The organism is Parasphingorhabdus sp. (genome assembly GCF_048269865.1).
Lineage (GTDB): Bacteria > Pseudomonadota > Alphaproteobacteria > Sphingomonadales > Sphingomonadaceae > Parasphingorhabdus.
In genome coordinates, this window is the sequence record NZ_JBLWUA010000002.1 from 1 (window position 1) to 25,553 (window position 25,553).

Here is a 25,553-nt window from a genome sequence, read left to right on the forward strand (position 1 = left end):
GGATTTGAACCTGCGACCCCCTGTACCCAAAACAGGTGCGCTACCAGGCTGCGCCACTCCCCGACGCGCGCTTCCCCTAGGCGGTGCTTTTCGGAAAAGCAAAGGGTTTTTCACGCTTCTTTTTGCCGCCGCCCCGAAGGGCCACTATTCTCGGCAATATAAAGATATGGTGGGCCCGGAGGGACTCGAACCCCCGACCTAGCCGTTATGAGCGGCCAGCTCTAACCAACTGAGCTACAGGCCCGTATGAGCAGCTTTTTTCAGGCAAATCTCACTGGGATGGTCCGATAGCGGAAGCTGTGATGATTTGGCAAGAACGATCAACGCGAATCGTGTCATTCGCCGCAATGATCGACTAAACGCCGCCCGCAGCGGTGATCAACTCGCCGATTTCCAGCGGCCTGACGTTTCTTGTCTGGAGATGCGCAAGCACGTCGCGCCACCAGTCGTAAAATTCGTCCAGATCCGCCTGTGTGCGCACATAGGGCGTGTAACCGGGAGACAAAGAGGGCGAATGGAAGGAAAAAACCAGCAATTGCAAGTCATCGTCCAGCGCGACATCAATCGCTTCTTTCGTTTCCCGGGCCGAAACGCCTTCGGGCGTCAGCGGGATTCGTTCCAGCATCTTGCTGCGCGACAATAAGGCGTTGGCCAGAGGATATTTTTCCATGATCGCTGCGGCCAGTCCCGCCTGTTTGCGCAGCAGCCCCGAATAGACCGTGGTCAGCGGCACTTCGAGCAGCCGTTTGTCATCATTCCACCAGAAGGGCTCCGATCCGACCGCGAGGAAATCAGGGCCGCCCTGCTCGCTGTAATCGAACATTGGCCGGATACTGCTGTCCAGCACAAAGCCGTGCTTTATCAGGAGCTCCATCGTATGCGGCCCCATGCCATAGCGGCCGGCACGAAAAATGGTCGGGGCAACACCGATTTTGTCCCGGATCGCATCGCGCAAAATGACAAGCTTTTGCTCTTCCAGCGCTTTCGGCAAATTACCGGCAAAGCTGTTGTGAACGTTGACCTCTTCTTCGAAAGGCGGATTGACCCACGGATGCAAATGAACACCGACCAGAGCGGTTTGCTGCTCGGTAACGGTCTTTAGAAATGCGGAAGCCGCGTCATCCTCGATAATCGCATAGTCGACAAAATAGATCGGTTTGACACCATATGTTTCGGCGAAAGTCTGAAATTCCTGCAGTTTGGCCGCCGAGACCGTCGTGTGGCCGCTGCTCTGGAAAGGCGCGTTCCAGTCAAATTCTTCTTCGGTGTCGATCGTTATAAGAAAGCGTCTGCCAAATTGCTCCGGCCATTTGACATGACGATCCGGTTTTCGGATTTTCATCGGCTGATGATCCTGCGCAGAAATCTCCGTCACCTCTATCTTGCCACAAATGTCTCAAAACCATTTGAGAAACCGCAAATTAATCCGATTCCGTTTCCCGAATTTGAATTTTGCTAGTGGTCGCTGCTGGCAGCGTCAAGGCAATGTTGTCTTCGTGGATCGTCAGGGAGCCGCCCACCGACTGCGCCAGATTGCGCACCAGACGGAGCGAAAAGCCGAGACCGAGCAGCGATGATTCGCCGCCCTCCCCTTCGATACCCTGCGATGGATCGAGCAAGACATTTTCCGCTACGCCCTTGATGCGGGACGGGCGCGACAAGGTGAACTGGTTGGTTGGCTGCAATCCGATCCGCGTTCTCAGTTCCCCCTTCAGGGTCTCGCCATTCTCGCAGGAGATAATCGCGGCAGACAGCAAGCGCGCGTAGATCCGCTCGAGCGATTCGCCGTCCAGAGCAAAGGGGCGCACCGGCTCGGCCTTGCTGATGTTCAGCTCTACCGATTTGCTTTGCGTCAGCCCTTGCAGGCGTTGACTCATCCGCTCGAACAGCCAGTCCGCCTTCGCCGTGCCGTTGGACTCGGGCAATTGTCCGGAATCCACCTTCACGGCGATGTCGAGATCTTCGAAACCGGCCAGCAAACGGCGCGCTTCATCCATGATATTGCGCGCCAGAGACCGATATTCGTAGGACGCCGGTCCAAACAGCTGCTGCTCGATGATCTCGCTAAAACCGATCACCGCATTCAGCGGGGTCCGCAGTTCGTGAATCAGTTGCTGAAGCTGCTCGCGGCGCTCCACGTCAATACCGTCATGCCGGGCATCTTCTGCCACGTTGGGCCGGCGCATGATGCCCCGATAGCCTTCGAACCGTCCGGTTTCTTCGCTGAAATAGGGTATCGCGCTCATGCGCCAGTTGCCGACGATAATGGCCGCTCCACAGAGCCGCATCCGGGCATTTTCCATCGGCATCCGCTGACGGAAAGCTGCCGCGCCATATGCGTCCGGGCCGGGCCCGTCATCAAAGGCGGGTTGAGCGATGGTAACCCCTACGATAGCCCCTTTCGGAGGCCCTTCGGTCCAAACGATGGTTCCGGTTTCATCGGTTTCAAACCGGATGGTCTCAAGCGATTCCAGCGACAGACCTGGGATGCCGCGCTCGTCACTGGTTTCGCTCAGCGCCTCGACCGAACGGTTTTTCTGATAGTCCGCAATTTTTTCCACCAGCGCACTGATCTGGGATTCGGCGACCCGCTCCGCCGGTTCACCGGGATCGTCAGCAGCTATATCGTTTGCTGCCGCCTCTTCCGGGAGGCTGATGTCGGTCGGTTCTGGCTCCTCAACCGTATCAGGCGCCTCTTCCTCAACTTGCTCGGACGCTGTGAAACCTTGCGATAGCAAACGCTCCTGCGCCCGCCGGGAAAGCCTGGGAAACGCGTCTTCGTAGATTTCCGGAGACAGGTCAGCGGCCGCCATCGCCGCATCGCAAATAGCATCACTATCGGCAGTCAAATAGACCAGCAACGGAGCCGAGCGCAGTCGGCCGTTCAGCGATTGCACGGCAGCCAGACGGTCCTGTTCAGACACCCGGTCATGCAGATCGCGCAGTCTTGTTAGACCCGCCTGAACGTCCTGATTAGCCAGATCGCCCGGTTTCTGTGCCAGCAGATCGATAACTTGCCGCCACTGGGTTGCGGCTCCTCGGCCTTCCGGCAGGCTCCCCTTGAGCACGGTGGTCAGACGGTCATCGAAGCGCAATGTGATATCCCGGAAGTCGTTGGCTTTTCCAATTGTTAACTGGCCGATAACCCTTTCGGTCTGTGACAGGAAGCGGTGAAAATCTCTCGTCACAATGTGGGACAAAGGAGAAAGCATTGCTTGCCGCCCTTATTATATTATAACGATCAAATGACTCGCGAACGGATATTACATCTCTATGGCTGATACAAACCTTGACGAAATCGATCTGAAAATCCTGCAGCGGCTGCAGGATGATGGGCGGGTTACTAATGTGGAACTCGCGAACAGCGTTGGCCTGACGGCCCCGCCCTGTCTTCGCCGGATGCGCGCGCTGGAAGAGGAAGGCGTGATCAACTCCTATCATGCTGCGATCGATCCGGCCAAAATGGGTTACACCATCACGGTTTTCGCAATGGTCAGCTTGAAGAGTCAGGCCGAAGCGGATCTGAAAGCGTTTGAAGATCATGTGCAAAAACTTCCAGAAGTGCGCGAATGCTATATGTTGAACGGTGAAATCGATTTCATACTGAAGGTGGTAGCAAAAGACCTTCAACAATTTCAAAGTTTTTTGACCAGCCAGCTAACCTCTGCACCCAATGTCGCCAGCGTCAAGACTTCGCTCACCATTCGGTCGGCCAAGCATCTGCCCGGCGTGCCCATTCAGGAATAAAAAAGGGCGCCCAAGGCGCCCTTTTCTCAACCAGTAGATCAACAGGATCAGCTTGCCGGTTCAGCGTCCGTCGCGGCTGCTTCAGGAGCTGGTGCCGGTGCCGGAGCGGATTGCTGGTCAATCCACGTCTCCCACATCGCCGCCAGCGGTGCGCGTTCCCCGGAAACCTTGTCAAAGGCCTGTTTCGCCGCCGTCATATTGCCAGCATAGGCTTGTGCGGTGCCAATTCCGATATAGCCGCGATTGATGTCAGCACCCGGCTTGGCAAGCCCTGCCTCATAAAAAGCGACAGCCTTGTCATAATCCTTATAACCAAGCCACACATCCGCAAAGTTCATCATTACCGAACTGCTCCCGGAGCCGCTAACCCCGGAAGGCTGCGAAGGCAAAGATGCCCGGTCAGAAGACAGCTGCCGCTCTGCCGGTACCAGCACCTCAGCGATCAGCGGGCTGTCGGCGCTGATGACGCCTTTCTGCTTACCGTCATTGAGCACGGCAGCAACTTCCCCAAACAGGTTCTTGCGCTGAGCTTCTTCAGCGAATTCCTTGTAGTCACGGGTCGTTTTGAGAGAGTCGGTCGCTTTCATGAAGCGCAACACTTCAAGATTTTGGATGCTGTCAGCCTGTGCCGTCCAGCGACTTGCAGCGATCGCGTCGCCCCAGGAATCACCGCTCGGATAGGCACCAGCCCATTTTGCAGCCCATGTCGCGTAGAGGTTCTTGTCCTTGGTCGCCAGCGAACGGTCTCGGGCCAGGCGATACCAGGATTCAGGAGCCTTTGTGCCAGTGGCATTGGCGTTGCTGATAATCTGGTCCCATTTTGCCAAGCCTTCTACAGGCATGTTCCGCTTGAAGTATGTCTCGGCCAGCAGCGGTTCGATATTATTTGCACGATATCCGAGGTCATAGGCTGCCTGAAAATATTTGGCAGCGTCTGCCCAACGCTCTGCGCCATAGGCAAAATTACCGGCAAAGAAGTTGAATGCCGGCAATTGCTCAGCGGCAGTTTTTCCGCTGTCGAGCGACGCCAGAATGCCTTTTTCCTGCAAAGACGTGTCTTTCAGGGCACCGCCAAGCTGAATGGCCAGCTGTCCCGCGACAAAGCGGTCATCGGGTGCCAGGTTTTCAGCCAGCAGAGCTTCGACCAGCGGCTTCGCAGTGGCTGGCGTATCAGTCGCCATGGCCGCCTGGATTTCGGCCACTTTTGGCCTCACTTCCTTGCTGATCTCAACGCCGCCGCCCTTGTCCTTTTTCTTCTTCGCGGCATGGGCGTCCTGTGGCAATGCCGTGACCGCTATCGTGCCAGCGGTTGCCAACGCTACGGCCATGGAAAAATGAGATAAAAAACGCATGAATATCCTCCGGATGATTATTATTTGGGAGAAACGGGTTCCCCGGAATATGGTTGCACCACACAGTCTTGGCCCTATTACCAAGCTTTCATCGCTTTTCTAGGGTGAATCCGCTGAATAGAGGTTGAACAGCTGTCTCCCTGATCCACCAGAGGCTGTTCTGGGTCTTATAAAGAGGTAGAGTCGCGTGATTGCAATTATTTCCCCCGCCAAATCGCTGGATTTCGAATCCGCCATTCCGGCTGTCCAGCCATCGGAAAATCGCTTTCCCGACGAAACAGAGAAACTGGCCAAAGCGATCGGAAATCTGACCGTCAAAAAGCTGAAATCGATCATGCCGGTCTCAGACAATCTAATCGCCCTGAACCGGCAGCGGTACAGCGCGTTTTTCGATCAGCCGGAACGCCCCGCGATCTACGCCTATAATGGTGACGTCTATACCGGCTTCGAAGCGGGCAGCGCGGGTGAAGAGACCATGGCATTCGCCCAGGATCATTTGCGCATATTGTCGGGCCTATACGGGCTGCTGCGCCCGCTGGATCCCATTCGCCCCCATCGGCTCGAAATGGGCACAAAATGGGCACCCCGCTATAAGAAGCTGACCGATTTCTGGAAGGACAAGATTGCCAAAGCGTTGGCCAGCGATCTGGAGCAGATCGGCAGCGAAACCATAGTCAACCTGGCGAGCAACGAATATTGGGCATCGGTCAAGCCTCATCTGGCAGAACTGCCGGCACGGGTTATCGAAGTGGATTTCCGCAAGGACAGCCCCGATGGCCCCAAATTCATCAGTTTCGAGGCCAAGCGAGCGCGGGGCATGATCGCACGCTATATCTGCGAGAACCATCTGACCGACCCGGAAATGCTCAAGGGATTTGACTACGACGGCTACCGATTTGATGCCGAAAGCAGCACGGAAGACAGTCTCCGCTTTCTTCGCACATGAGCGGAAAGACGGCCGTCGTCATCGGCGCAACCGGCGGCATCGGCGCAGCCATCGCTGATACGCTGGAAACCGATGGCCATTTCGACCGCGTAATCAGATTTTCCCGTTCCGCCGAAAGTCCCGTCTCCCTCGACCTGTCCTCGGAGTCCAGCATCCGGGACGCCGCCGCGTGGATGAAGGATAACAAGCTCTCGCCGTCCATGGTGTTTGTGGCCACGGGCTTGCTGCACGACGGCTCGCGAGGGCCTGAAAAGAGCCTTCGTCAGCTGGATTCCGACTGGCTAGTGCAAAACTATCAGATAAATGCAGTCGGACCGGCACTCGTCGCCAAGCATTTTCTGCCGCTTATGGACCGGAACGATCGGATAAGATTCGCAGCACTCTCGGCCCGGGTTGGCAGCATTTCGGACAATCGCCTCGGCGGCTGGTACGGCTATCGCACATCAAAGGCTGCGCTCAACATGATGATCCGTAACCTGTCGATCGAATGGTCTCGCAAGAACGCAAATTCGATCATCGTGGCGCTGCATCCGGGAACCGTGGACACGGCGCTGAGCGAACCGTTCCAGAGCAATGTCCCCGATGGACAATTATTTGATTCGCAGCGCGCAGCGCGCCAGCTTCTGACCGTCCTGAAGGGCCTGAAACCAGCCGATAGCGGCAAACTGTTCGCCTGGGACGGGACCGAAATCCAACCCTGATCCACGAGCGCAATTCGGCCCTGTAATAATAATGTAAAACTGGCCCGAAAGGCTGGCTTTTGCTGCCTCCTTCCCCTAGAAGAGCCGACAAGAAAAAAACCATAAAAAAGGCCCGTTTGTGAACGAACAAACCACCCCACCGTCGCCGTCCAATATCGAATCGATCGACATCGTCGATGAGATGAAAACCAGCTACATGGACTATGCCATGTCGGTTATTGTCAGCCGGGCGCTACCCGATGTGCGCGACGGCCTGAAGCCGGTTCATCGCCGCATTTTGTTTGCCGCCCAGGAAGGCGGCATGGTCGCCGGACGTCCCTATCGCAAATGCGCGAAGATCGTCGGTGACGTGATGGGCAATTATCACCCCCATGGCGACAGCGCGATCTACATGGCACTGGCCCGCATGACCCAGGACTGGTCGATGCGGGTGCCGCTGATCGACGGCCAGGGCAATTTCGGCTCGATGGACCCGGACATGCCGGCATCGATGCGATATACCGAGGCACGGCTCAACAAGGTCTCCAATTTCTTGCTCAACGATCTCGACAAGGATACCGTCGATTTCATTCCCAACTATGATGGCAGCCGGCAGGAGCCCAATGTGCTCCCTGCCCGTTTCCCCAACCTGCTGGTCAATGGCGCAGGCGGCATCGCGGTCGGCATGGCCACCAACATTCCGCCGCACAATCTCGGCGAAGTAATCAACGCCAGCCTTGCCTATATCGACAATCCCGGCATCACCACCGACGAGCTGATCGAAATCGTGCCCGGCCCCGATTTCCCGACGGCACCGCTGATCCTGGGACAATCCGGCGCCCGCGCAGCCTATAAGGATGGCCGCGGCTCCATCATCATGCGCGCACGGCACGAGATCGAGGAAGGCCGCGGCGACAAGCGTTCGATCGTGCTGACCTCGATTCCGTTCCAGGTCGGCAAGTCCAGTCTGGTCGAAAAAATCGCGGAAGCGGCCAAGGACAAGCGGATCGAGGGTGTCTCCGACATTCGCGATGAATCCAGCCGGGCCGGTGTACGCGTTGTGATCGAACTGAAACGCGACGCAACCGCCGAGGTGGTACTGAACCAGATCTGGCGCTTCACCCCTGCCCAGGCCAGCTTCCCGGCCAATATGCTCGCCATTCGCGGCGGACGACCAGAGGTGCTGACGCTGCGCGACATCATCGAAGCCTTTATCAAATTTCGCGAAGAGGTCATCACCCGTCGCACCAAATTTGAGCTGACCAAGGCGCGCGAGCGGGCCCATATCTTGCTCGGTCTGGTCGTTGCGGTCACCAATATGGACGAGGTTGTCCGGATCATCAGGGGGTCGGCAACCCCGGTTGAGGCGCGCGAATCCCTGTTGCGGCGCGAATGGCCCATTGCCGAGATCGCGCCCTATATCAGGCTGGTCGAGGCGACGGAAACGGACATCGAAGGCGACACCTACAAATTGTCTCAGGTGCAGGTAAAAGCGATCCTCGATCTCCGCCTGCAGAAACTGACCGCCCTTGGCCGCGAAGAAATCGGTGACGAGCTGAAGGAACTGGCTGCCGCGATCGAGGAATATCTTGCGATTTTGGCGGACCGCGCGAAACTCTATGCAGTGATGCGCGAAGAGCTGGAACAGGTGCGCGATGAATTCGCGACCCCGCGCCTGTCTGAAATCACCGCTGCCTGGGACGGTCTGGAAGACGAAGATCTGATGGAACGGTCTGAGATGGTCGTGACCGTCACCCATGGCGGCTATATCAAGCGGACGCCGCTCGACACATTCCGGGCCCAGCGCCGCGGCGGCAAGGGACGCGCCGGCATGGCGACCAAGGACGAGGATGCGATCACCGAATTGTTCGTCACCTCGACCCACACGCCGGTGCTGTTCTTCTCCTCTCACGGGAAAGTCTATCGGCTCAAGGTCTGGAAACTGCCGGAAGGCGGCCCACAGACCAAGGGCCGCCCAATGGTCAACCTGTTGCCGCTGGCCGATGGTGAAGTCATTTCGACGGTCTTGCCACTGCCGGAAGACGAGGCGGAATGGGCGGACCTGCACGTCATGTTTGCCACGGCCAAAGGCGGCGTCCGTCGCAACAGCATGGACAGCTTCACCAATGTACCGTCGAACGGCAAATTCGCGATGAAATTTGACGAGGACAGCGACGACCGCCTGATCGGCGTCGAACTGCTGACTGATAATGATGATGTCCTGCTCGCCACCAGGAATGGCAAGGCGATCCGCTTCGCCGGCGATGCGGTGCGTTCTTTCCAGAGCCGTACCTCCACCGGTGTCCGCGGTATCGCGCTGAAAGGCGATGACGAGGTCATTTCGCTGTCGGTCCTGCGCAGTTTTGAAGCGTCGACCGAGGAACGGGATCAATATCTCAGAGCCGCGCCGTGGAAAGATAATGAAAACGAACCCGAGCTTTCACCGGAACGGATGGCGGAATTCAGTGAAACCGAAGATTTCATTCTCACCGTCTGCGCCAATGGCTACGGCAAACGCTCCAGCGCTTATGAATATCGGCAGTCGGGCCGCGGCGGTCAGGGCATTCTGAATATCGATAATATCAAGCGCAATGGCACCGTCGTCGCCAGTTTCCGGGCAAGCGACGATGAACAGGTCATGCTGGTCACCGATCAGGCCAAACTGATCCGGATGAAGGTCGCAGATATGCGGGTGATCGGACGGAACAGCTCGGGCGTCAAACTGTTCGATGTCGCCAAGGGCGAACATGTCGTCGGCGCTGCCAAGATTGACGAGGAAGAAGAACCGGAAAACGAGGCCGAAGCGATGATCGCTGAGGAATTGGCAGCCGAAGAACCTTCTCAGGATCAGGGTGCGAGCGACATGCGGAGCGATGATTCAGAAACATGACGAACAGCGCGCCCCTCTTCCTGGTGAAAGATGGCGCGCAGAGCTGGCCTGAAATAGCTGCCATGCGGGAGCGGATCTATCCGCCGGAAAAGCTCGTCAATACGCCGATGCACGGGATTGAGTGGTCGGCTGCCCAGCGCCGGGTCTTGCTTTATGTTGATGACCAGGTCGTCGCAGTAGCAGGCATTCACGAACGCGAAATATCGTGCGACGGAACAATGATGCGCGTCGCCGGCATTGGCGGGGTAATGACCGATCCCGATCATCAGGGACAGGGATATGGCAAACAGGTGATGTTGCATGTGATGCAATTGCTGCGGACCGAGGCCAAGTGTGCCTTCGCCCTGCTGTTCTGTGAAGATCACAACGTCGGCTTCTACAGCAAATTGGGCTGGTCGCTGTTCGAGGGCGATATGGTGGTGGAGCAGCATGGCAAAACCGGGCCGTTTGTGTTTCGCAATGTGATGGTCTTGCCGCTGGCAGAACAGGCGAAACGAACTGCCGATATAGACCTCTGCGGACTGCCCTGGTGAAATGTCCCAGCGCACCTGAATTCGGAAGGAACGTTCGATGACGATCCATATTACCCCATCTGGTCAAGCCTGCGGTGCGATTGTGACGGGAGTGGATCTCACCGAACCACTGCCCGATAAAACCGTTGATGCCATTCGGACCGCATGGCTGGACCATCATGTCCTGTCCTTCCCGGATCAGGCCATGACAGACGATGATCTGGAACGCTTCACCCGATATTTTGGCGACTTCGGCAACGATCCGTTTTTCGATCCGATAGAAGGCCGCCAACATATCGCCGCAATCCGCCGCGATGCCGATGAGAAAAGCCCGCTATTTGCCGAAAACTGGCACAGCGACTGGAGCTTTCAGGCGCATCCGCCAGCCGGCACCTGCTTGCTCGGGATCACCATCCCGCCAGTGGGCGGCGACACTTTGTTCGCCGATCAGCACAAGGCGCTCGAGGCGATGCCGCCCGACATGCGCAAACAATATGAAGGCCTGACCGCGATCCACAGTGCGCAAATGGCTTATGCACCGGATGGCGCTTATGGCGAAAAGGACGAGGGCCGCAGCATGGCCATCCGCCCACACGAATCGGCCCGCGAAACGCAGACCCATCCCCTGATCCGCGAACATCGCGAAACCGGACGCCTCGGCCTGTTCAGCTGCATGGGCTATATCATCGGCTTTGATGGCATCGCGCAGGAGGAAGCCCTGCCCTTGCTGCAGCAGCTATACGCCTGGCAAAGCCGCGAAGAATTTGTCTATCGCCACCAGTGGCAGCCCGATATGCTGGTCATGTGGGACAATCGCTCGGTTCTGCACCGTGCGACCGGCGGCTATGACGGTCATGACCGCTTGCTCCACCGCACAACAATCGCCGCCTATCAGCCCTGAACCGGGTCGGCGCTGTCCGCAGCCATCTCGTGGCGCAAGGTTCGCACGATGCCGGTCGCGATCATGAACTGGCCGAAATAATAGAGTGGCCAGACGAGCAGATCGGGGATCACGCTGGTCTCCAGCGGCCCCATCCGGGCAAAGATCAGCAGGTCGGAAATCAGGAACATCATTGCTCCGGTGCCGACCTGATAGCGGGAAAAGCGACTGGTCCAGGCCATTGCCGCCATCGCCGCAACCGAAAGACAATAAATGCCAACGCCGATCGCTTCCGACCGGTCAGAGGGCAAGGTCCAGGCGATGAAGACAGATAAAGGCACCATGATAATTGCCAGCATCTTCTGACTGAAGCCCAGCCTGTGCCGACGATAGCGGGAATAGAACAGGATCGCCACCAAATGGCCAATCATGAAAGCGCCGGCGCCCAGCACCAGATCGAACTCCAGAGCCATATCGCCGATCGCACCCAGCGCCATGATCGCACCGACAATCTTTCCGTCTAGGCGGTGCAGCCGCGTGAGAGCATAGACAGCTAGCCAGCCGACACCGGCTCCCTTCCACGCAATCAGGAAGACGCCGGGAATATTGCTGTCCTTGACGAAAAAATAGCTGATCCCAAACAACAGGCTCAGCATCAGAAAAGGCCGGGATTCGGCAAATGCATTTTTCATCGGATTATTATCGCCCCTCTTCTGCTTGGCCCCTATCACGCAACAAGTGCGACTGCCAGATTGACATTGAGGTCTTACCACAACACTAAGGCGCGCATGACAGATGTACATATCATTGGCGGCGGCCTCGCCGGATCGGAAGCAGCCTGGCAACTTGCGGAACAGGGCGTAAAAGTACGCCTGTCCGAGATGCGCGGCAGCGGCGAAATGACTCCTGCGCACCAGACCGAGGGTCTGGCGGAACTGGTATGCTCGAACAGTTTCCGTTCGGACGATGCCGAGAAAAATGCGGTCGGTCTTCTGCACCAGGAAATGCGCGACCTGAATTCGATCATCATCGGTGAAGGCGACCAGCATCGTCTGCCCGCTGGCTCGGCGCTGGCGGTCGACCGGGACCACTTCTCCGACGGCGTAACCAAACGCCTGACCGAACATCCCAATATTGAAATTATACGCGAGCGGGTCGATCAGTTGCCCGAGAGCGGACTGACCATCGTCGCCACGGGTCCTCTGACCGCCATGACTCTTGCGGAAAGCATCGGCGCAGCGACGGGCGAAGATTCCCTCGCCTTTTTCGATGCCATCGCGCCGATTGTCTACAAGGACAGCATCGACATGGATATCGCCTGGATGCAGTCGCGCTGGGACAAGGTCGGGCCGGAAGGTGACGGCAAGGACTATATCAACTGCCCGATGACCCGCGAACAATATGAAGCCTTCATTCAGGGATTGCTCGACGGCGAAAAGACCGACTTCAAGCAATGGGAAAAGGACACCCCCTATTTCGAAGGCTGCATGCCGATCGAGGTCATGGCCTCACGCGGCCCGGAAACATTGCGCTTTGGACCAATGAAACCAGTCGGACTGACCAATGCCCATACCGGCGAAAGCGCCTATGCCGTGGTCCAGCTGCGGCAGGACAATGCGCTCGGAACCCTTTGGAACATGGTCGGTTTCCAGACCAAGCTCAAATATGGCGCCCAGGCTGAATTGCTGCGCACCATACCCGGCCTGGAAAAGGCGGAGTTCGCGCGCATGGGCGGTCTGCATCGCAACACGTTCATCAACGCGCCCAAATTGCTCGACCAGCAACTACGCCTGAAAAAGGCACCGCACATTCGTTTTGCCGGTCAGATCACCGGTTGCGAAGGCTATGTCGAAAGTGCAGCGGTCGGCCTGATGGTTGGCCGTATGGTCGCTGCAGAGGTCCGCGGTGAACCCTTCACTCTGCCCCCGCAGACAACCGCGTTCGGCGCGCTACTCTCGCATATCACCGGCGGTGCCGATGCCCGCGATTATCAGCCGATGAACGTCAACTTTGGCCTCTTTCCGCCGTTCGAACAGCGCGTGAAAAAGAAAGAGCGCAAGGAAGCGTACACGGCCCGCGCGCGCGCCGATTTCGCGCATTGGTTGCAACCGCTGTCGACCAAGGGGCTGCAACTCGCCTGAAGCAAAGCGCTAGCATTTGCAGCGCGGCTTGGAGCGTTTGCGCTTGGGCCGCGTGGTACGGAACTCGGTACGGGTCAGCTGACCATTGTTGTCACCGTCGGCTCCGGCAAATTTGTCACTGGTCGCCACCGCCCACTCCTCAAACGTCAGCAGATTGTTGCCGTCCTTGTCGAGCTTGCGGAAGGCGTCCGTGCGGCTGCTCATCATTTCCAGCCGGGTGATAATTTCGTCGCGATTGCGGTCATAGCGGTTGAACCGCAATTCTTCCCGGGATGCCTTATAGGCCTCGGGCGGCGTCGGCGGCGCTGGCCCGACCGTCTGCTCATCGAGATCCGCTTCGGGCAGGCTGTCGGGTTCAGCCGATTGTGGTGGCGGGGGCGCTTCGGGGATCGGAACGTCCTGCCCCTGCGCGCCGATCCACAGAAAAAGGCCCGCAGTCATCAACAGCAATATGCCGGCAGCACCGGCGGCAAATCTCTTCATAGGCGAAATCCGCAACCATGCGACCGTCGATCTAGCGACCGGTTATCCCGTGCCAGATGATGCGCCCAGCGCTGGCCGGATTGTAAAGATCGGCAGTCAGTTGACCTTTGCTAACATCCCGGACCATCAGTTTGCAGAGGATTGAGAGCGGTCGTCCGCTTCTGTCAAAATCGGGAGATGGCAGACGATTGACCAGTTCCGAGCAGCGGCCAAAGGCCGACTGTCGCATCCCGCCATCAGAACAGTGGCGCGCGAAATCCCACAGCGCCCAGGCGCGGCCATAGTCAAAGGACGCCCCTGCCGGCAGTTCGTCCTCGCCCAACGCCATGGCAAAAAATCCGCCGCCCCGCGCGTCCGCATAATTGTCAAATTGACGATCATCCCACGGAAAATCGTCAAGCATCACTTCCCAGCCGTCGCGCAAGGTCAACAGCGGGCCGAGACTCACCTCCTGCCCTTCCAGCGCATTGATCCGCTCCACCAGTGGCTCCCCCGCCGGTCTCTCAGCCGCAGGCTTGGTTAAAATGTCCCGCCACCATGTTAACCGCATCTGTCCAATCAATATTTCATTTGTTGAGCGGATAACGTCAGCAAATCTGGAATCGAGCGCGAACAACAGTGCATATCGAGACCGATCAGGCGTTTTTGCATAAGCAAGAACGAGCCTGTGAAACGGATCGAGTTGTAAAACTGTGTCTCGCATCAGGCGCTCGTCGATGCTTTTCCGCGCGAAATCAAGGTAAAGATCTTTTTAACCATGGCCATTGGTCTGGCGCTAACCCTTTTCTGGCTATCAGGCACGCTGAATTCAGATTGAACAGTGCGTCAAAGCACGCACGGATCAAGGGCCATAAGCATGTTTGACAGAACCAGAACCAAATCCGCAAGATCCTTCTTGCAGGAGCTGCGTTCGAACACGGCCGGTAACACCCTGGCAATGGCAGCGATGGCGCTTTTCCCTCTGGCCGCAATGATCGGTGGCGGTGTCGATGTCAGCCGTATTTATCTGGTACAGACACGCTTGCAGCAAGCCTGCGATGCCGGCGCGCTCGCTGGCAGACGCCAGATGGCGGGCGGCTATTGGGCGGCCAACAACAACGCCGCCAACACCGCTGCCCTGAACATGTTCAGAGCCAATTTCGATACCAACGCCTATAGCTCCTATGACAATACGGTCGCTTTTTCGGAGAATGCCGGCACGGTAACGGGCACCGCGACGGTCAAACTGGACATGGCTGTGATGCAGATGTTCGGCTATGGAACAAAAGATGTCACCGTCGTTTGCGATGCCTCCATGGCGATCCCGAATACCGACGTGATGTTCGTACTCGACACCACCGGGTCCATGAATTGTCCCGATACCGGCTCAAACTATTGCGGCAATAATGGCAATGTTGAAGCATCAAACGCCCGCATTCGCGGCCTGCGCTCTGCCGTAAAATGTTTTTATGAAACATTGGCAAAACGGGACAGCGATGAAGATTGCGGTTCAACCCCGGCGCCAGGCAGTGAAAACACTGCGCATCTTCGCTTTGGCTTTGTCCCCTACAGCACCAACGTGAACGTGGGCAAACTTCTGCCCAACGATTTTCTGGCGGACAACTGGACCTACCAGTCACGCGAGGCCATGACGAGACTGGAAAATGTCCTCGTCGATTATCAAGCCGGGACGCCCTACGTCTATGACAGCACCTTTTACTATGACGGCGGTTGGAGCGGCAGAAGCACCGTAGAAACGCATTACAACGTCCGGAACAAAAATGCGTGTAACTCGCTTCAACCGGACGATTATGATGAAATGTCGGGCAATGAAAGCGGCCGATTCTGGGAAGACTCATGGATGTCTGGCGGCGAACAAATATTGCGCTGGTACACCGATGAAACGGGCACCCGTTATGACTACAGCATCCAATATAGCAGCCGTCGGGATCGGTGCCGCATCAAGCTAAGAACGCGTTCGCTTCTTCAAAGGCGGGAATACCGGCAGGTCAATACGCCGGTCTATGAACAGCAACAGGTGTTTTCCCATTACGACTACAAGCCGGTGACATTCGATATCAGCGGTCTGAAGGCCGGCGGATCCACCTGGAACGATTCGGTAGACCTTCCGGTCGGCGATCAGGGACTGGACACCGGGGTTTCGTGGGATGGCTGTATCGAAGAACGGAAAACCGTCAGAACCAACGATTTCGACCCGATACCCACCAATGCGTACGATCTGGATATCGACCGCATGCCAACCTCCGCCGATCCGGACACGCAATGGGGGCCTGTCCTTGAAGAAGCGGTTTGGGGCCGATATGAAGGTTACAACAACAGCCGGACAACGAGCACCGTCTCCTCCTCTTATAATTTGAGCAGAAATTTCAGTTATTTCTGTGCCAATGAAGCCCGCAAGTTGCAGCGATGGGATACGCCTGCCGATTTCGACAGCTATCTCGACAGTCTGGATGCGATCGGTAGCACTTATCACGATATCGGCTTGATCTGGGGCGCGCGCCTGCTTTCGCCCACGGGCATCTTCGCGTCCGAGAATGCGACGACGGATAACGGGGGGGCGATCGATCGCCATCTGATCTTCATGACCGATGGCGATACCGTGACCAGCAACTCGCAATATAGCTCTTATGGGGTTGAGTGGTATGATCGCCGCCGGACCTCAAGCAGCAGCGCACCATCCAGCAGCGATCTTACCACGCAGGTAAACAAGCGTTTTCTGGCGATGTGCTCCGCTATCAAAAACAAGAATATTACATTGTGGGTCGTTTCCTTTGGCAACGGCGTCAGTTCCAGCTCGATCACCAACCTGGAGAATTGCGCCACCCCCGGAAAATTCTACAGCGCGGCCAACAGCGCAGAATTGCTGAATAATTTCCGCACGATCGCCAATGATATCTCACAATTGCGACTGACCGACTGATGCCAAGACTGATCCGGAAATTGCGCGGTCTTCAAAAGAATGAGCTTGGCGCGGCACTGGTGGAATTTGCGCTCGTATCGCCGGTTCTGCTGCTGTTGATCATGGGCATGATGGATGTCGGCCATCGTATTTACGCAACCGCCATTTTGCAGGGCTCGGTTCAGAAGGCCGCGCGCGACGCCAGCCTTGATGACGGCGCTGCCAATGCCAATGCAATCGACGATCACGTGAAAGAACTCATGCTCCCCGTCCTGCAGGCCGAACCGATTTCGAGTTTCGACTTTGATCGCCGGAATTACAGCAGTTTCTCCGAGGTCGGGCAGCCGGAAGATTTTATCGACAGCAACAATGACGGTGTCTGCAACAATGGCGAGCCCTATGACGACTCCAACGGCAATGACAGCTGGGACGAAGACAGAGGCATCGCTGGCCAGGGTGAAGCCAAGGACGCCGTCCTGTACACCGTCAGAGTGACCTATCCGCGGCTGTTCCCGATGGCCAGTATGATCGGGCTGCCGGAAGAGGAAGTCATTGAAGCCAGCACGGTGCTCCGTAACCAGCCATTTGGTGCGCAATCGGAACGTGGAGAGGCGAAGACTTGTACATGATGAACGGATTCAAACGCCTGAAAGAAACATTATCCCAGCTCGCGGGCAATACCAGCGGCCTGGCGCTGATCGAGTTCGCCTATGCCCTGCCGATCTTGATGGGCGTTGGCATGTATGGGGCCGAAGTGGCGAATGTCGCGATGGTCAAGATGCGGGTAAACCAGGTCTCGATGCACGTCGCTGATAACGCGTCGCGGATCGGCGAAGGCTCACTGCTGTCGACCAAGAAAATCTATGAAAGTGAAATCAACGACCTGTTCATGGGCGCGCATCTGCAAGCCGGAAACTATGTCGATATTTTTGAACGCGGCCGGGTCATCATCAGCAGCCTCGAAAAACACAGTGATGGTGGCCAGTATATCCATTGGCAGCGATGCAAGGGCAAAAAGGTGCATCCTTCTACCTACGGGACGGCCGGGGTGTACTCTTCGTCGCGCCCGATCGACGGCATGGGGCCCGCTGGCGCGAAAATCACCGCACCAGACGGCCAGGCTGTGATTTTCGTGGAAATATCATATGACTACAAGCCGCTTATATCGGACAAATTTACGAGTATCCGCACAATAACCTCGCGCAGCGCGTTCAACGTGCGCGATCGCCGGGATTTGACGCAAATATACAAACATAGTTCCAGCGAGCCGGTTTCGGATTGCGCCACCTATGACGGCATCACCTGAATGCCGCTATATCACCGATAACAGACTTTTTTTGCGGCTTCGATGATGCGGGCGCTGTCGACCAGCGCCGCTTTTTCCAGATTCGCCGCATAGGGCAATGGCACATCTTCGTTGGTCACGCGCGTCACCGGAGCATCCAGATCATCAAAGCCCTGCTCCATGCACACAGCGATGATTTCGCTTGCGATCGAACAGGTCGGCCAGCCTTCCTCGGCCACCACCATCCGGTTTGTTTTGGCGAGGCTCTTCAGCACCGTCTCCGTATCCAGCGGGCGCAGCGTCCGCAGATCGATAACTTCTGCTTCAATGCCCTCACCCGCCAGACTGTCGGCCGCCTCAAGCGCCAGACCGACACCGATGGAATAGCTGACAATCGTCACATCGCTGCCCTCACGGATGATCCGCGCCTTGCCGATCGGCAGGGTATAATCCTCTAGCTCCGGCACTTCGAACGAGCGGCCATAGAGCAGCTCATTTTCCAGAAACACAACCGGATCGGGTGTCTGGATGGCCGCTTTCAACAGGCCCTTCGCATCGGCAGCGTCATAGGGTGCAATCACCACCAGACCGGGAACCGATGCATACCAGGGACCATAGTTCTGGCTATGCTGCGCCCCGACCCGTGAGGCCGCGCCATTGGGGCCGCGGAATACAACGGGACAGCGCATCTGGCCGCCGGACATATAATTGGTCTTGGCCGCAGAATTGATGATCTGGTCGATCGCCTGCATGGCGAAATTGAACGTCATGAATTCTACGATCGGCTTGAGGCCGCCCATCGCGGCGCCAGCACCGATACCGGCGAAACCATGTTCGGTAATCGGCGTGTCGATGACCCGTTTCGCACCAAATTCTTCCAGCAGTCCCTGGGTAACCTTGTAGGCACCCTGATATTCCGCAACTTCTTCGCCCATCACAAAGACCGTGTCGTCCTTGCGCATTTCCTCGGCCATGGCATCGCGCAACGCTTCGCGAACCGACAGCGAAACCATGCTTGTGCCATCGGGCACCGCTGGGTCCTCGGCCCGAGAGACTGGCAGAGGCGGCGCCTCCTCCATGATCTCGGGCTTGGCGTCTTCCTTTTTCTCAGGCTCAGCGGCCTTTTCGCTCGATTCCTTCTTGTCCCCGGTCTCGGAAACCGGTTCTTCGCCGGACGCGGGTTCGGCTTCTTCGTCCTCTCCTGCCATTTCGGCAATGACAGTGCCGACCGCAACATCGTCGGTTCCCGCAGCCACCAGGATCTTCGAAATGACCCCGTCGTCAATCGCCTCAAATTCCATCGTCGCCTTGTCGGTTTCGATTTCCGCCAAAATATCACCGGACGTGACTTCGTCGCCTTCCTTGACGAACCATTTGGCCACCGTGCCTTCTTCCATGGTCGGCGACAGGGCGGGCATTTTGATCTCGATAGCCATCAATATTGCTCCACCAGGACGTTGGTATAGAGTTCGGACAGATCCGGCTCCGGCGATTCCTCGGCGAAGTCAGCCGCCTCCATCACAGTCTTGCGGACCTTCTTGTCCAGCGCCTTCAAATCTTCTTCCTTGACGCCCTTTTTCAGCAAGGCCGCCTTCAACCGTTCAATCGGGTCGGATTTTTCGCGCACATCCTGGACCTCGTCCCGGCTGCGATATTTGGCCGGATCGGACATCGAGTGGCCACGATAGCGATAGGTTTTCAGCTCCATCAATACCGGACCACCGCCGCCGCGGACATCCTTCAGCACTTCTTCCACGGCACCCCGAACGGCCATCACGTCCATACCGTCGACCTGCACGCCGGGTATGCGAAAGCTTTCCCCGCGCCGGTATAGTTGATCCTCGGCAGAAGACCGGTTGACGCTGGTGCCCATCGCATATTGGTTATTCTCGATTACGAAGATCACCGGCAACTGCCAGAGCTCCGCCATGTTGAAGCTCTCGTAGACCTGCCCCTGATTGGAAGCGCCATCCCCGAAATACGCCAGGCAGACGCCGCCATCTTCCTTATATTTATGGGCAAAAGCGAGTCCGGTGCCGAGCGAGACCTGCGCGCCAACGATCCCGTGACCACCATAGAAACCATGGTCGACCGAGAACATGTGCATCGAGCCGCCCTTGCCTTTCGAAATGCCGGACGCACGACCGGTCAGCTCTGCCATAACAATATTCGGGTCGATTCCGCAGGCCAGCATATGGCCATGGTCACGATACCCGGTAATGACACTGTCCTTGCCGGGATCGATCGCTGACTGCAGGCCGGTAACCACCGCTTCCTGACCGATATAGAGATGGCAGAATCCACCAATCAGGCCGAGGCCATATAGCTGGCCCGCCTTCTCTTCGAAGCGCCGGATCAGCAGCATCTGCTCGTAGAAATCGAGCATTTCTTCCTTGGTCGCTTTGTAAATCGGGGCCTTTAATCCACCGGTCGAATGCACAGTGGCCTTTGGTTTGGCTGGCGCGCGCTTGGGCGACGCGGTTTTTTTGGCTGGTGCGGTTTTACTGGGAGCTTTTGCCACGCGAGCGGAATCCTTTTTCTGACGAGCGGCCAGCATAGCCAAAACAGTTCCATTACCCAAGCACTTAGACTCAGCGAATAGCGGCAAATCGTAATAGCGTTGCCGACATTGCCACGTGCTATTTCAAAGGTACGATAATCTCGTCAGGATGAACGACATTCACCTTCTTGCGCAGCAATTCACCAATTAAATCAGGGTCCGCACCTTTTGGATCAAGCAGGTCCACCCGGTTTTTCAAGGCGTCGCGTTCGGCTTCCAGCTTGGCCAGTTCGACACCGCGCATTTCCAGCTGGGCCTGATAGTCGCCCCAGGCCAAAATTCCGGTAGGGCCAAGCACAGCATAGCCAGCGATCGCCAGCAAGGTCATCAGCGCAAATCCCGGGGCCAGGGCCGCTTTTACCAGATCTGCTATTTTTCCGCGTTGCGCCATATAATGGTCTTGAATCAGAAAAGTGATTCGCTGGCAAGAGGCTTAACCATAATTACGCGGTAACAGCGCCAAAGCGCCTCACAATAGCGAGCAACCGGCGATCAGCTGAAAATTGAGCGCCCGGCATAGTGGGCAACGCTACCCAGCTCTTCTTCAATCCGGATCAGCTGGTTATATTTCGCGAGACGGTCCGACCGCGCCAGACTTCCTGTTTTGATCTGACCGCAATTGGTGGCAACCGCCAAATCAGCGATGGTCGAATCCTCGGTCTCGCCAGACCGGTGCGACATCACCGCAGTATAGGAAGCATTGTGCGCCATCCGCACGGCCGCCAGCGTCTCGGACAAGGTTCCGATCTGGTTGACCTTCACCAGCAGCGAATTGGCCAGACCGTCCTTGATCCCCATCGACAGGCGTTCCGGGTTGGTCACGAACAGATCGTCGCCGACCAGCTGAACCTTGTCACCGACCGCGTCGGTGATCAGCTTCCAGCCTTCAAAATCATCTTCCGACATGCCGTCCTCAATCGACTTGATCGGATAGTCGCGGCACAGGTCAGCCAGATAGTCGGACATTTCCGCCGGGCTCAGCACCTTGTCCTCGCCGGAGATATGATATTTGCCGTCCCTGAAAAATTCCGTGGCAGCGCAATCGAGCGCCAGCACCACTTCGTCGCCAACCTTGAACCCGGCCTTTTCGATCGATGCCATGATGAAGTCGAGCGCTTCGCGGGTCGATCCAAGATTGGGCGCGAACCCGCCTTCGTCACCAACCGCAGTGGCCAGTCCTTTTTCGGACAGCCCCTTCTTCAGCGTGTGAAAGATTTCCGAACCCCAGCGGACCGCCTCTGACAAGCTGTCAGCACCGACCGGCATGACCATGAATTCCTGGAAGTCGATTGGATTATCGGCATGTTCGCCGCCATTGATGATATTCATCATCGGCACCGGCAGAACGTGCGCCGAAACGCCGCCGACATAGCGGTATAAAGGCAGGCCCCGCGCATCGGCTGCGGCCTTCGCCGCCGCGAGGCTGACACCCAATATCGCGTTCGCGCCGATGCGGCTTTTGTTCGCCGTTCCGTCGAGCGTGATCATCGCCGCATCCAGCTCTTCCTGGTCTTCGGCGTCCAGATCGGTCAGCGCATCCTTGATCTCGCCGTTGACCGCTGCAATTGCTTTGAGCACGCCCTTGCCGAGATATTTGCTCTTGTCGCCATCGCGCAATTCAACCGCCTCATAGGCACCCGTCGAAGCACCCGAAGGCACCGCTGCGCGACCGAAACTGCCGTCTTCCAGCAAGACATCGACTTCCACCGTAGGGTTTCCCCTGCTGTCCAGAATCTGGCGGGCGTGAAGATCGATTATTGCAGTCATGGAATAGGCTCCGAAACAAGATAGATGATGGCGACGGCCTTATCGCGACGCTCGGCTTCTGGCAATCCATTGCACCGATTTTGTCGCGGCTTTCCCCTTGATTTTCCGGCAGATGCTATCATTTTTATAGGATTAGAGGCACAAATGGAACATTTTCTGCTAATGACCGTTGGCAAGAGAAGGTAGAAGAGGGAATAGTGATCATGGCAGATATCAAGAAACCAACCGCAAAGGCACCGGCTAAGGCCGCGGCGAAAAAACCCGCCGCCAAGAAAAGTGCTGCAAACAAAGACACTTCGGAAGTCCGCACAACCAAGGCCCAGAAAGCGGCTCCGCTGAAAGCCGGCGCAACGAAAGCGGCTGCGACGACGCCGGACACCAGCTCCGATTTCAAAGAGCGCGCCGTGACGAAAGCGAAATCCGCCGCCACGCAAGGCAAGGAACGGACCGGCAACGCGATCGAAAATCTGAGCCGGATGATCGAGGACAGCGCCAGAACCATTGATGACAATGTCGGCGAAAAATATGGCAATTATGCCCGTTCCGCTGCGGACGCCGTCTCCTCATTCGCGGACAAGCTCAACGCCAAAGAGATTGATGACATAGTTGAAGACGCTCGCGGCTTCGTGCGCAAAAGTCCGGCCGTCGCGATTGGTGCGGCCGCCGTGGTCGGCTTTCTCGTGTCGCGTCTGATCAAATCGGGCATGGATGATAACGACGCATGAATGTGACAGGGCGTCACCAGGCAGACGGGTGACGGATGTTGCAGGACAAGGAAACACCAGTTTTGGATGAAGAGCGTCTTGCGGATGAAATCGCCGCCTCGATTGCGGAAGAGGAAGAAGCGAAAACGCTGACGAAGCAGGTCACCGACCTGATCGACGACGCTCGCAATCTGGCTCTGGTCGAGGTTGAATATTACAAGACCAAGCTTTCGGTCAACATGGCGGCGACCAAGCGGATTTTGACCATGTTTGGCATCGGTCTCATCTGCGGCACGATGGCGATCATCGCGCTGATTTTGGGCCTGCTGCTGATTATCGCGGAATATCTGGGACCGGTGGCAGCAACCGCCATCGTAACCGGAACCGCGCTGCTGATCGCCGCGATCCTGATGAAAAAGGCAGTCAACGCCGCCAAGAAACTGCCGCTGGACGAAAATGATGCGTGAGAATGACAATGCCACCCAATAATGACGAGATTTTCAATCTGCGCACCCTCGCCATTGAGCGCGACCTCGCCCGTACCAATCTGAAGCGCGAAACCGCCGCCGCCAAAGAACGGTTCAAACCGTCCAATCTGGTGGAAGAGGCGAAAACCAAGGCCTCCAAAAGCGTGCGCCAGGCCGGCGGCAAAGCGATCGACGAGATCAAGGCCAACCCCGTTCTCAGCGCGACCGTGGCGGCGACGGCCATGCTGATCGCAATGCGCAAACCCATTGCCAGACTGATCGCCAACCGCAACCCATCCGAGCCAGATGCAATCGAGGAATAGACTATGAACAAGCTCACGGACAATATCGATAAAGCACGCGCCGCATCGCGGGAGCGTCTCGAAACGGCCAGAGAAAAAGCGACGCAGACGTCGGTCGTGGCACGTGAGAAGATGTCGGAAAGCAAGGCGCGGGCCGCGGCGCTGCTCGGCGATGGGCGCGACAAGGCGACCGAAAGCGTTGCCGCAACCAGGGACGCGGCCAAAAAAGCCATCAGCAAATCGGAAGAGACAATTTCCAACAGCCCGCTGACGATCGTAGCGGGTGGCGCGGCTCTGGGCATCCTGATCGGGATGATGCTGCCGAAAAGCAAAACAGAAGGCAAATATGTCAGCAACGCGGGCCGCAAAATCAACGAAACAGCGCGAACCGCGTATCAGGCCGCAAAAGACGCCAGCCGCGAACAGATTGACCAGCTGGGCTTCAGCAATGACAATATGCGCTCACAGTTCAAAGATTTGTTTGGGAAAGCAATCGACGCTGCTAAGACAGCGATGGCCGCAGCACAGGATGCGGTGAAAGAAGATAATCAGGGCAAAAAATGAGCGAACAACGCAGCAAAATTCATCTGGTCATGGGCGGACGGGTCAAAGACCCCCGCGGGATCGAGTTTGTCAATCTCGACCAGCTGGATCTGGTCGGCGTCTATCCGGACTATGAGGAAGCCGAGGAAGCCTGGCGTTCCAAAGCCCAGCAGACGGTCGACGACGCTGAAATGAAATATGTCGTTGTCCACTTGCACAAGCTGCTTGAGCCCGACCTGCCGGAAGACCTCTAGGCGCTGCGAAACCGCCATTCGAGTAGCGGTCTGGTAAGCAGCAGACCAGCGACAAATCCCCCGATATGCGCAAAAATGGCAATGCCCTGCAGGCTGCCGCTGCTCGCCACCCCGATCATCAGCTGAATGCCGATCCATGCCAGCGTCAGCCAGATGATGCGCACGACATGGCCGGGGATCGGTCCCACCGCATCAACACGGTTGCGCGCAAACAGCAGCGCATAGGCGCCCAATATCGCCGATATGGCGCCACTGGCACCAACCATCGGCACCATCGAACTGCTGTCGGCGGCGCTTTGCGCGAACGCTGCGGCATAGGCACCCGCGACATAGAGAATGGCCATCAGGCCTGGCCCCAGCGCCTGCTCGACAAAGCGGCCACAGAATAACAGCATCAGCATGTTAAAACTGATATGGAGCAACCCGCTGTGCAGGAACGCCGATGAAAGCGGCGTCAACCAGGCCGGCACCAGCCAGCCATGCACCGACAGGTCTAGCGAAGGATCGCTCAGCCGGATCGGAAACATGCCGCCGCGCAACAATGCGTCCTGCTCCCAACCGAAAATCCAGATCACCAGGTAAATCACCACATTGGCGATGATCAGCCCGTTGGTAAGCTTTCCCGGCGGCATATGCATCGGGTTTAGATGAACTCGATCTTGTCTAGCAGGAAATATTTGTCGCCAGACGGCACCGTCACTTCGATCTCGTCACCGACGCTGCGGCCGATCAGGGCCCGGCCAATCGGCGAATTATAGCTGATTTTGCCGGCCTTGGCATCGGCTTCCGCCTGCCCGACCAGCTGATATTTGACCGGCTTGTCATCTTCATCGAGCAAGGTCAGCGTTGCGCCGAACACGGCCTTGTCACCCGACAGAGTCTTGGGATCAATGACCTGCGCGCGCGACAATTTGTCCTCAAGATCGCTAATCGTTGCCTCGACCTGGCCCTGCCGTTCCTTGGCGGCATGATATTCGGCATTTTCCGAAAGGTCGCCATGCGCCCGCGCGGTTTCGATCGCGTCGACGATGATCGGCCGTTCTGCCTTCAGCGCCTTGAGTTCGGCCTCCATTTGCAGATGGCCTTCGACGAGCATTGGTACTTTTTCAACAGCCATTTATTTGGCCTTTCCTTACTTATA

General features: G+C 57.1%; 27 protein-coding genes and 1 tRNA gene. 15 read left to right on the forward strand and 13 right to left on the reverse strand.

Features of this window, described 5'->3' with window-relative positions:
• Nucleotides 1-167: 167 nt before the first annotated feature.
• The 3 genes from ACN0WW_RS02295 to ACN0WW_RS02305 form a co-directional block, all read right to left on the reverse strand.
• Nucleotides 168-244 (reverse strand) — tRNA-Ile (locus tag ACN0WW_RS02295).
• A gap of 111 nt (nucleotides 245-355) precedes the next feature.
• Nucleotides 356-1,342: a polysaccharide deacetylase family protein gene (locus tag ACN0WW_RS02300; RefSeq protein WP_417608986.1), complete on the reverse strand. Its 987-nt coding sequence runs from the start codon at nucleotides 1,340-1,342 to the stop codon at nucleotides 356-358.
• Nucleotides 1,343-1,421: 79 nt separating this feature from the next.
• Nucleotides 1,422-3,212, reverse strand: a complete 1,791-nt coding sequence (locus ACN0WW_RS02305) for a sensor histidine kinase (RefSeq protein ID WP_417608988.1) — start codon at nucleotides 3,210-3,212, stop codon at nucleotides 1,422-1,424.
• Nucleotides 3,213-3,273: 61 nt separating this feature from the next.
• Between ACN0WW_RS02305 and ACN0WW_RS02310 the strand changes: the two genes are divergently transcribed.
• On the forward strand, nucleotides 3,274-3,747 hold the full coding sequence (locus ACN0WW_RS02310; RefSeq protein ID WP_417608990.1) for an Lrp/AsnC family transcriptional regulator: 474 nt from the start codon (nucleotides 3,274-3,276) through the stop codon (nucleotides 3,745-3,747).
• Nucleotides 3,748-3,794: 47 nt separating this feature from the next.
• Here the strand turns inward: ACN0WW_RS02310 and ACN0WW_RS02315 are convergent, their stop codons facing one another.
• Nucleotides 3,795-5,099, reverse strand: a complete 1,305-nt coding sequence (locus tag ACN0WW_RS02315; protein WP_417608992.1) for a hypothetical protein — start codon at nucleotides 5,097-5,099, stop codon at nucleotides 3,795-3,797.
• Between the two features lie 187 nt (nucleotides 5,100-5,286).
• Between ACN0WW_RS02315 and ACN0WW_RS02320 the strand changes: the two genes are divergently transcribed.
• The 5 genes from ACN0WW_RS02320 to ACN0WW_RS02340 all read left to right on the forward strand — a co-directional run bounded on the left by ACN0WW_RS02320 (nucleotide 5,287) and on the right by ACN0WW_RS02340 (nucleotide 11,028).
• Entirely contained in the window at nucleotides 5,287-6,045 is a 759-nt protein-coding gene (locus ACN0WW_RS02320) for a YaaA family protein (RefSeq protein WP_417608994.1), read from the forward strand.
• Complete coding sequence (locus tag ACN0WW_RS02325; protein ID WP_417608996.1) at nucleotides 6,042-6,746, forward strand: SDR family NAD(P)-dependent oxidoreductase; 705 nt, start codon at nucleotides 6,042-6,044, stop codon at nucleotides 6,744-6,746. Before ACN0WW_RS02320 ends, ACN0WW_RS02325 begins: the two co-directional genes overlap by 4 nt.
• Nucleotides 6,747-6,927: 181 nt before the next feature.
• Nucleotides 6,928-9,615, forward strand: a complete 2,688-nt coding sequence (gene gyrA / locus ACN0WW_RS02330; protein ID WP_417609726.1) for a DNA gyrase subunit A — start codon at nucleotides 6,928-6,930, stop codon at nucleotides 9,613-9,615.
• Nucleotides 9,612-10,148, forward strand: a complete 537-nt coding sequence (locus ACN0WW_RS02335) for a GNAT family N-acetyltransferase (protein ID WP_417608998.1) — start codon at nucleotides 9,612-9,614, stop codon at nucleotides 10,146-10,148. The genes gyrA and ACN0WW_RS02335 overlap by 4 nt, the downstream gene beginning before the upstream one ends.
• A gap of 37 nt (nucleotides 10,149-10,185) precedes the next feature.
• The gene (locus ACN0WW_RS02340; RefSeq protein ID WP_417609000.1) at nucleotides 10,186-11,028 is read left to right on the forward strand and encodes a TauD/TfdA dioxygenase family protein; all 843 of its coding nucleotides are present in this window, start codon (nucleotides 10,186-10,188) and stop codon (nucleotides 11,026-11,028) included.
• On the opposite strand, the gene ACN0WW_RS02345 is transcribed toward ACN0WW_RS02340, so the two are convergent.
• Nucleotides 11,019-11,699 carry a lysoplasmalogenase gene (locus tag ACN0WW_RS02345; RefSeq protein WP_417609002.1) on the reverse strand — a complete coding sequence of 227 codons (681 nt, stop codon included), beginning with the start codon at nucleotides 11,697-11,699 and terminating at the stop codon, nucleotides 11,019-11,021. The two genes, ACN0WW_RS02340 and ACN0WW_RS02345, sit on opposite strands and share 10 nt — an antisense overlap.
• A gap of 96 nt (nucleotides 11,700-11,795) precedes the next feature.
• Here ACN0WW_RS02345 and trmFO point away from each other — a divergent pair, with 96 nt between their 5' ends.
• Nucleotides 11,796-13,148 carry a methylenetetrahydrofolate--tRNA-(uracil(54)-C(5))-methyltransferase (FADH(2)-oxidizing) TrmFO gene (gene trmFO, locus ACN0WW_RS02350; protein ID WP_417609004.1) on the forward strand — a complete coding sequence of 451 codons (1,353 nt, stop codon included), beginning with the start codon at nucleotides 11,796-11,798 and terminating at the stop codon, nucleotides 13,146-13,148.
• A gap of 9 nt (nucleotides 13,149-13,157) precedes the next feature.
• Here the strand turns inward: trmFO and ACN0WW_RS02355 are convergent, their stop codons facing one another.
• Complete coding sequence (locus ACN0WW_RS02355; RefSeq protein ID WP_417609006.1) at nucleotides 13,158-13,631, reverse strand: hypothetical protein; 474 nt, start codon at nucleotides 13,629-13,631, stop codon at nucleotides 13,158-13,160.
• 31 nt (nucleotides 13,632-13,662) lie between these two features.
• The gene (locus ACN0WW_RS02360; RefSeq protein ID WP_417609008.1) at nucleotides 13,663-14,112 is read right to left on the reverse strand and encodes a hypothetical protein; all 450 of its coding nucleotides are present in this window, start codon (nucleotides 14,110-14,112) and stop codon (nucleotides 13,663-13,665) included.
• Nucleotides 14,113-14,487: 375 nt separating this feature from the next.
• Here ACN0WW_RS02360 and ACN0WW_RS02365 point away from each other — a divergent pair, with 375 nt between their 5' ends.
• The 3 genes from ACN0WW_RS02365 to ACN0WW_RS02375 are packed head-to-tail and all read left to right on the forward strand — an operon-like array spanning nucleotide 14,488 to nucleotide 17,836.
• Nucleotides 14,488-16,551 carry a TadE/TadG family type IV pilus assembly protein gene (locus ACN0WW_RS02365; RefSeq protein WP_417609010.1) on the forward strand — a complete coding sequence of 688 codons (2,064 nt, stop codon included), beginning with the start codon at nucleotides 14,488-14,490 and terminating at the stop codon, nucleotides 16,549-16,551.
• A complete protein-coding gene (locus ACN0WW_RS02370; protein WP_417609012.1) occupies nucleotides 16,551-17,159 on the forward strand; it encodes a TadE/TadG family type IV pilus assembly protein in 609 nt (202 codons plus the stop codon). The genes ACN0WW_RS02365 and ACN0WW_RS02370 overlap by 1 nt, the downstream gene beginning before the upstream one ends.
• On the forward strand, nucleotides 17,156-17,836 hold the full coding sequence (locus tag ACN0WW_RS02375; RefSeq protein ID WP_417609014.1) for a TadE/TadG family type IV pilus assembly protein: 681 nt from the start codon (nucleotides 17,156-17,158) through the stop codon (nucleotides 17,834-17,836). Before ACN0WW_RS02370 ends, ACN0WW_RS02375 begins: the two co-directional genes overlap by 4 nt.
• 11 nt (nucleotides 17,837-17,847) lie before the next feature.
• Here the strand turns inward: ACN0WW_RS02375 and ACN0WW_RS02380 are convergent, their stop codons facing one another.
• From ACN0WW_RS02380 to eno, 4 genes are all read right to left on the reverse strand, one after another.
• Nucleotides 17,848-19,251: a pyruvate dehydrogenase complex E1 component subunit beta gene (locus tag ACN0WW_RS02380; RefSeq protein WP_417609016.1), complete on the reverse strand. Its 1,404-nt coding sequence runs from the start codon at nucleotides 19,249-19,251 to the stop codon at nucleotides 17,848-17,850.
• Entirely contained in the window at nucleotides 19,251-20,372 is a 1,122-nt protein-coding gene (pdhA, locus tag ACN0WW_RS02385) for a pyruvate dehydrogenase (acetyl-transferring) E1 component subunit alpha (protein ID WP_417609728.1), read from the reverse strand. The genes ACN0WW_RS02380 and pdhA overlap by 1 nt, the downstream gene beginning before the upstream one ends.
• Nucleotides 20,373-20,454: 82 nt before the next feature.
• On the reverse strand, nucleotides 20,455-20,766 hold the full coding sequence (locus ACN0WW_RS02390; RefSeq protein WP_417609018.1) for an FtsB family cell division protein: 312 nt from the start codon (nucleotides 20,764-20,766) through the stop codon (nucleotides 20,455-20,457).
• 101 nt (nucleotides 20,767-20,867) lie between these two features.
• The gene (gene eno, locus ACN0WW_RS02395; RefSeq protein WP_417609019.1) at nucleotides 20,868-22,142 is read right to left on the reverse strand and encodes a phosphopyruvate hydratase; all 1,275 of its coding nucleotides are present in this window, start codon (nucleotides 22,140-22,142) and stop codon (nucleotides 20,868-20,870) included.
• 203 nt (nucleotides 22,143-22,345) lie between these two features.
• Here eno and ACN0WW_RS02400 point away from each other — a divergent pair, with 203 nt between their 5' ends.
• From ACN0WW_RS02400 to ACN0WW_RS02420, 5 genes are all read left to right on the forward strand, one after another.
• On the forward strand, nucleotides 22,346-22,867 hold the full coding sequence (locus ACN0WW_RS02400) for a hypothetical protein (RefSeq protein ID WP_417609021.1): 522 nt from the start codon (nucleotides 22,346-22,348) through the stop codon (nucleotides 22,865-22,867).
• A gap of 62 nt (nucleotides 22,868-22,929) precedes the next feature.
• The gene (locus ACN0WW_RS02405) at nucleotides 22,930-23,313 is read left to right on the forward strand and encodes a phage holin family protein (protein WP_417609023.1); all 384 of its coding nucleotides are present in this window, start codon (nucleotides 22,930-22,932) and stop codon (nucleotides 23,311-23,313) included.
• 2 nt (nucleotides 23,314-23,315) lie between these two features.
• Nucleotides 23,316-23,636, forward strand: coding sequence for a hypothetical protein (locus ACN0WW_RS02410; RefSeq protein ID WP_417609025.1), 321 nt, complete (start codon nucleotides 23,316-23,318; stop codon nucleotides 23,634-23,636).
• 3 nt (nucleotides 23,637-23,639) lie between these two features.
• Nucleotides 23,640-24,179: a DUF883 family protein gene (locus ACN0WW_RS02415; protein WP_417609027.1), complete on the forward strand. Its 540-nt coding sequence runs from the start codon at nucleotides 23,640-23,642 to the stop codon at nucleotides 24,177-24,179.
• The gene (locus ACN0WW_RS02420; RefSeq protein ID WP_417609029.1) at nucleotides 24,176-24,412 is read left to right on the forward strand and encodes a DUF4170 domain-containing protein; all 237 of its coding nucleotides are present in this window, start codon (nucleotides 24,176-24,178) and stop codon (nucleotides 24,410-24,412) included. Before ACN0WW_RS02415 ends, ACN0WW_RS02420 begins: the two co-directional genes overlap by 4 nt.
• On the opposite strand, the gene ACN0WW_RS02425 is transcribed toward ACN0WW_RS02420, so the two are convergent.
• Together ACN0WW_RS02425 and greA are read right to left on the reverse strand one after the other, a co-directional pair.
• Nucleotides 24,409-25,050 carry a rhomboid family intramembrane serine protease gene (locus ACN0WW_RS02425; protein WP_417609031.1) on the reverse strand — a complete coding sequence of 214 codons (642 nt, stop codon included), beginning with the start codon at nucleotides 25,048-25,050 and terminating at the stop codon, nucleotides 24,409-24,411. The genes ACN0WW_RS02420 and ACN0WW_RS02425 overlap by 4 nt on opposite strands.
• A 5-nt stretch (nucleotides 25,051-25,055) precedes the next feature.
• The gene (gene greA / locus ACN0WW_RS02430) at nucleotides 25,056-25,529 is read right to left on the reverse strand and encodes a transcription elongation factor GreA (RefSeq protein WP_417609033.1); all 474 of its coding nucleotides are present in this window, start codon (nucleotides 25,527-25,529) and stop codon (nucleotides 25,056-25,058) included.
• Between the last annotated feature and the right edge of the window lie 24 nt (nucleotides 25,530-25,553).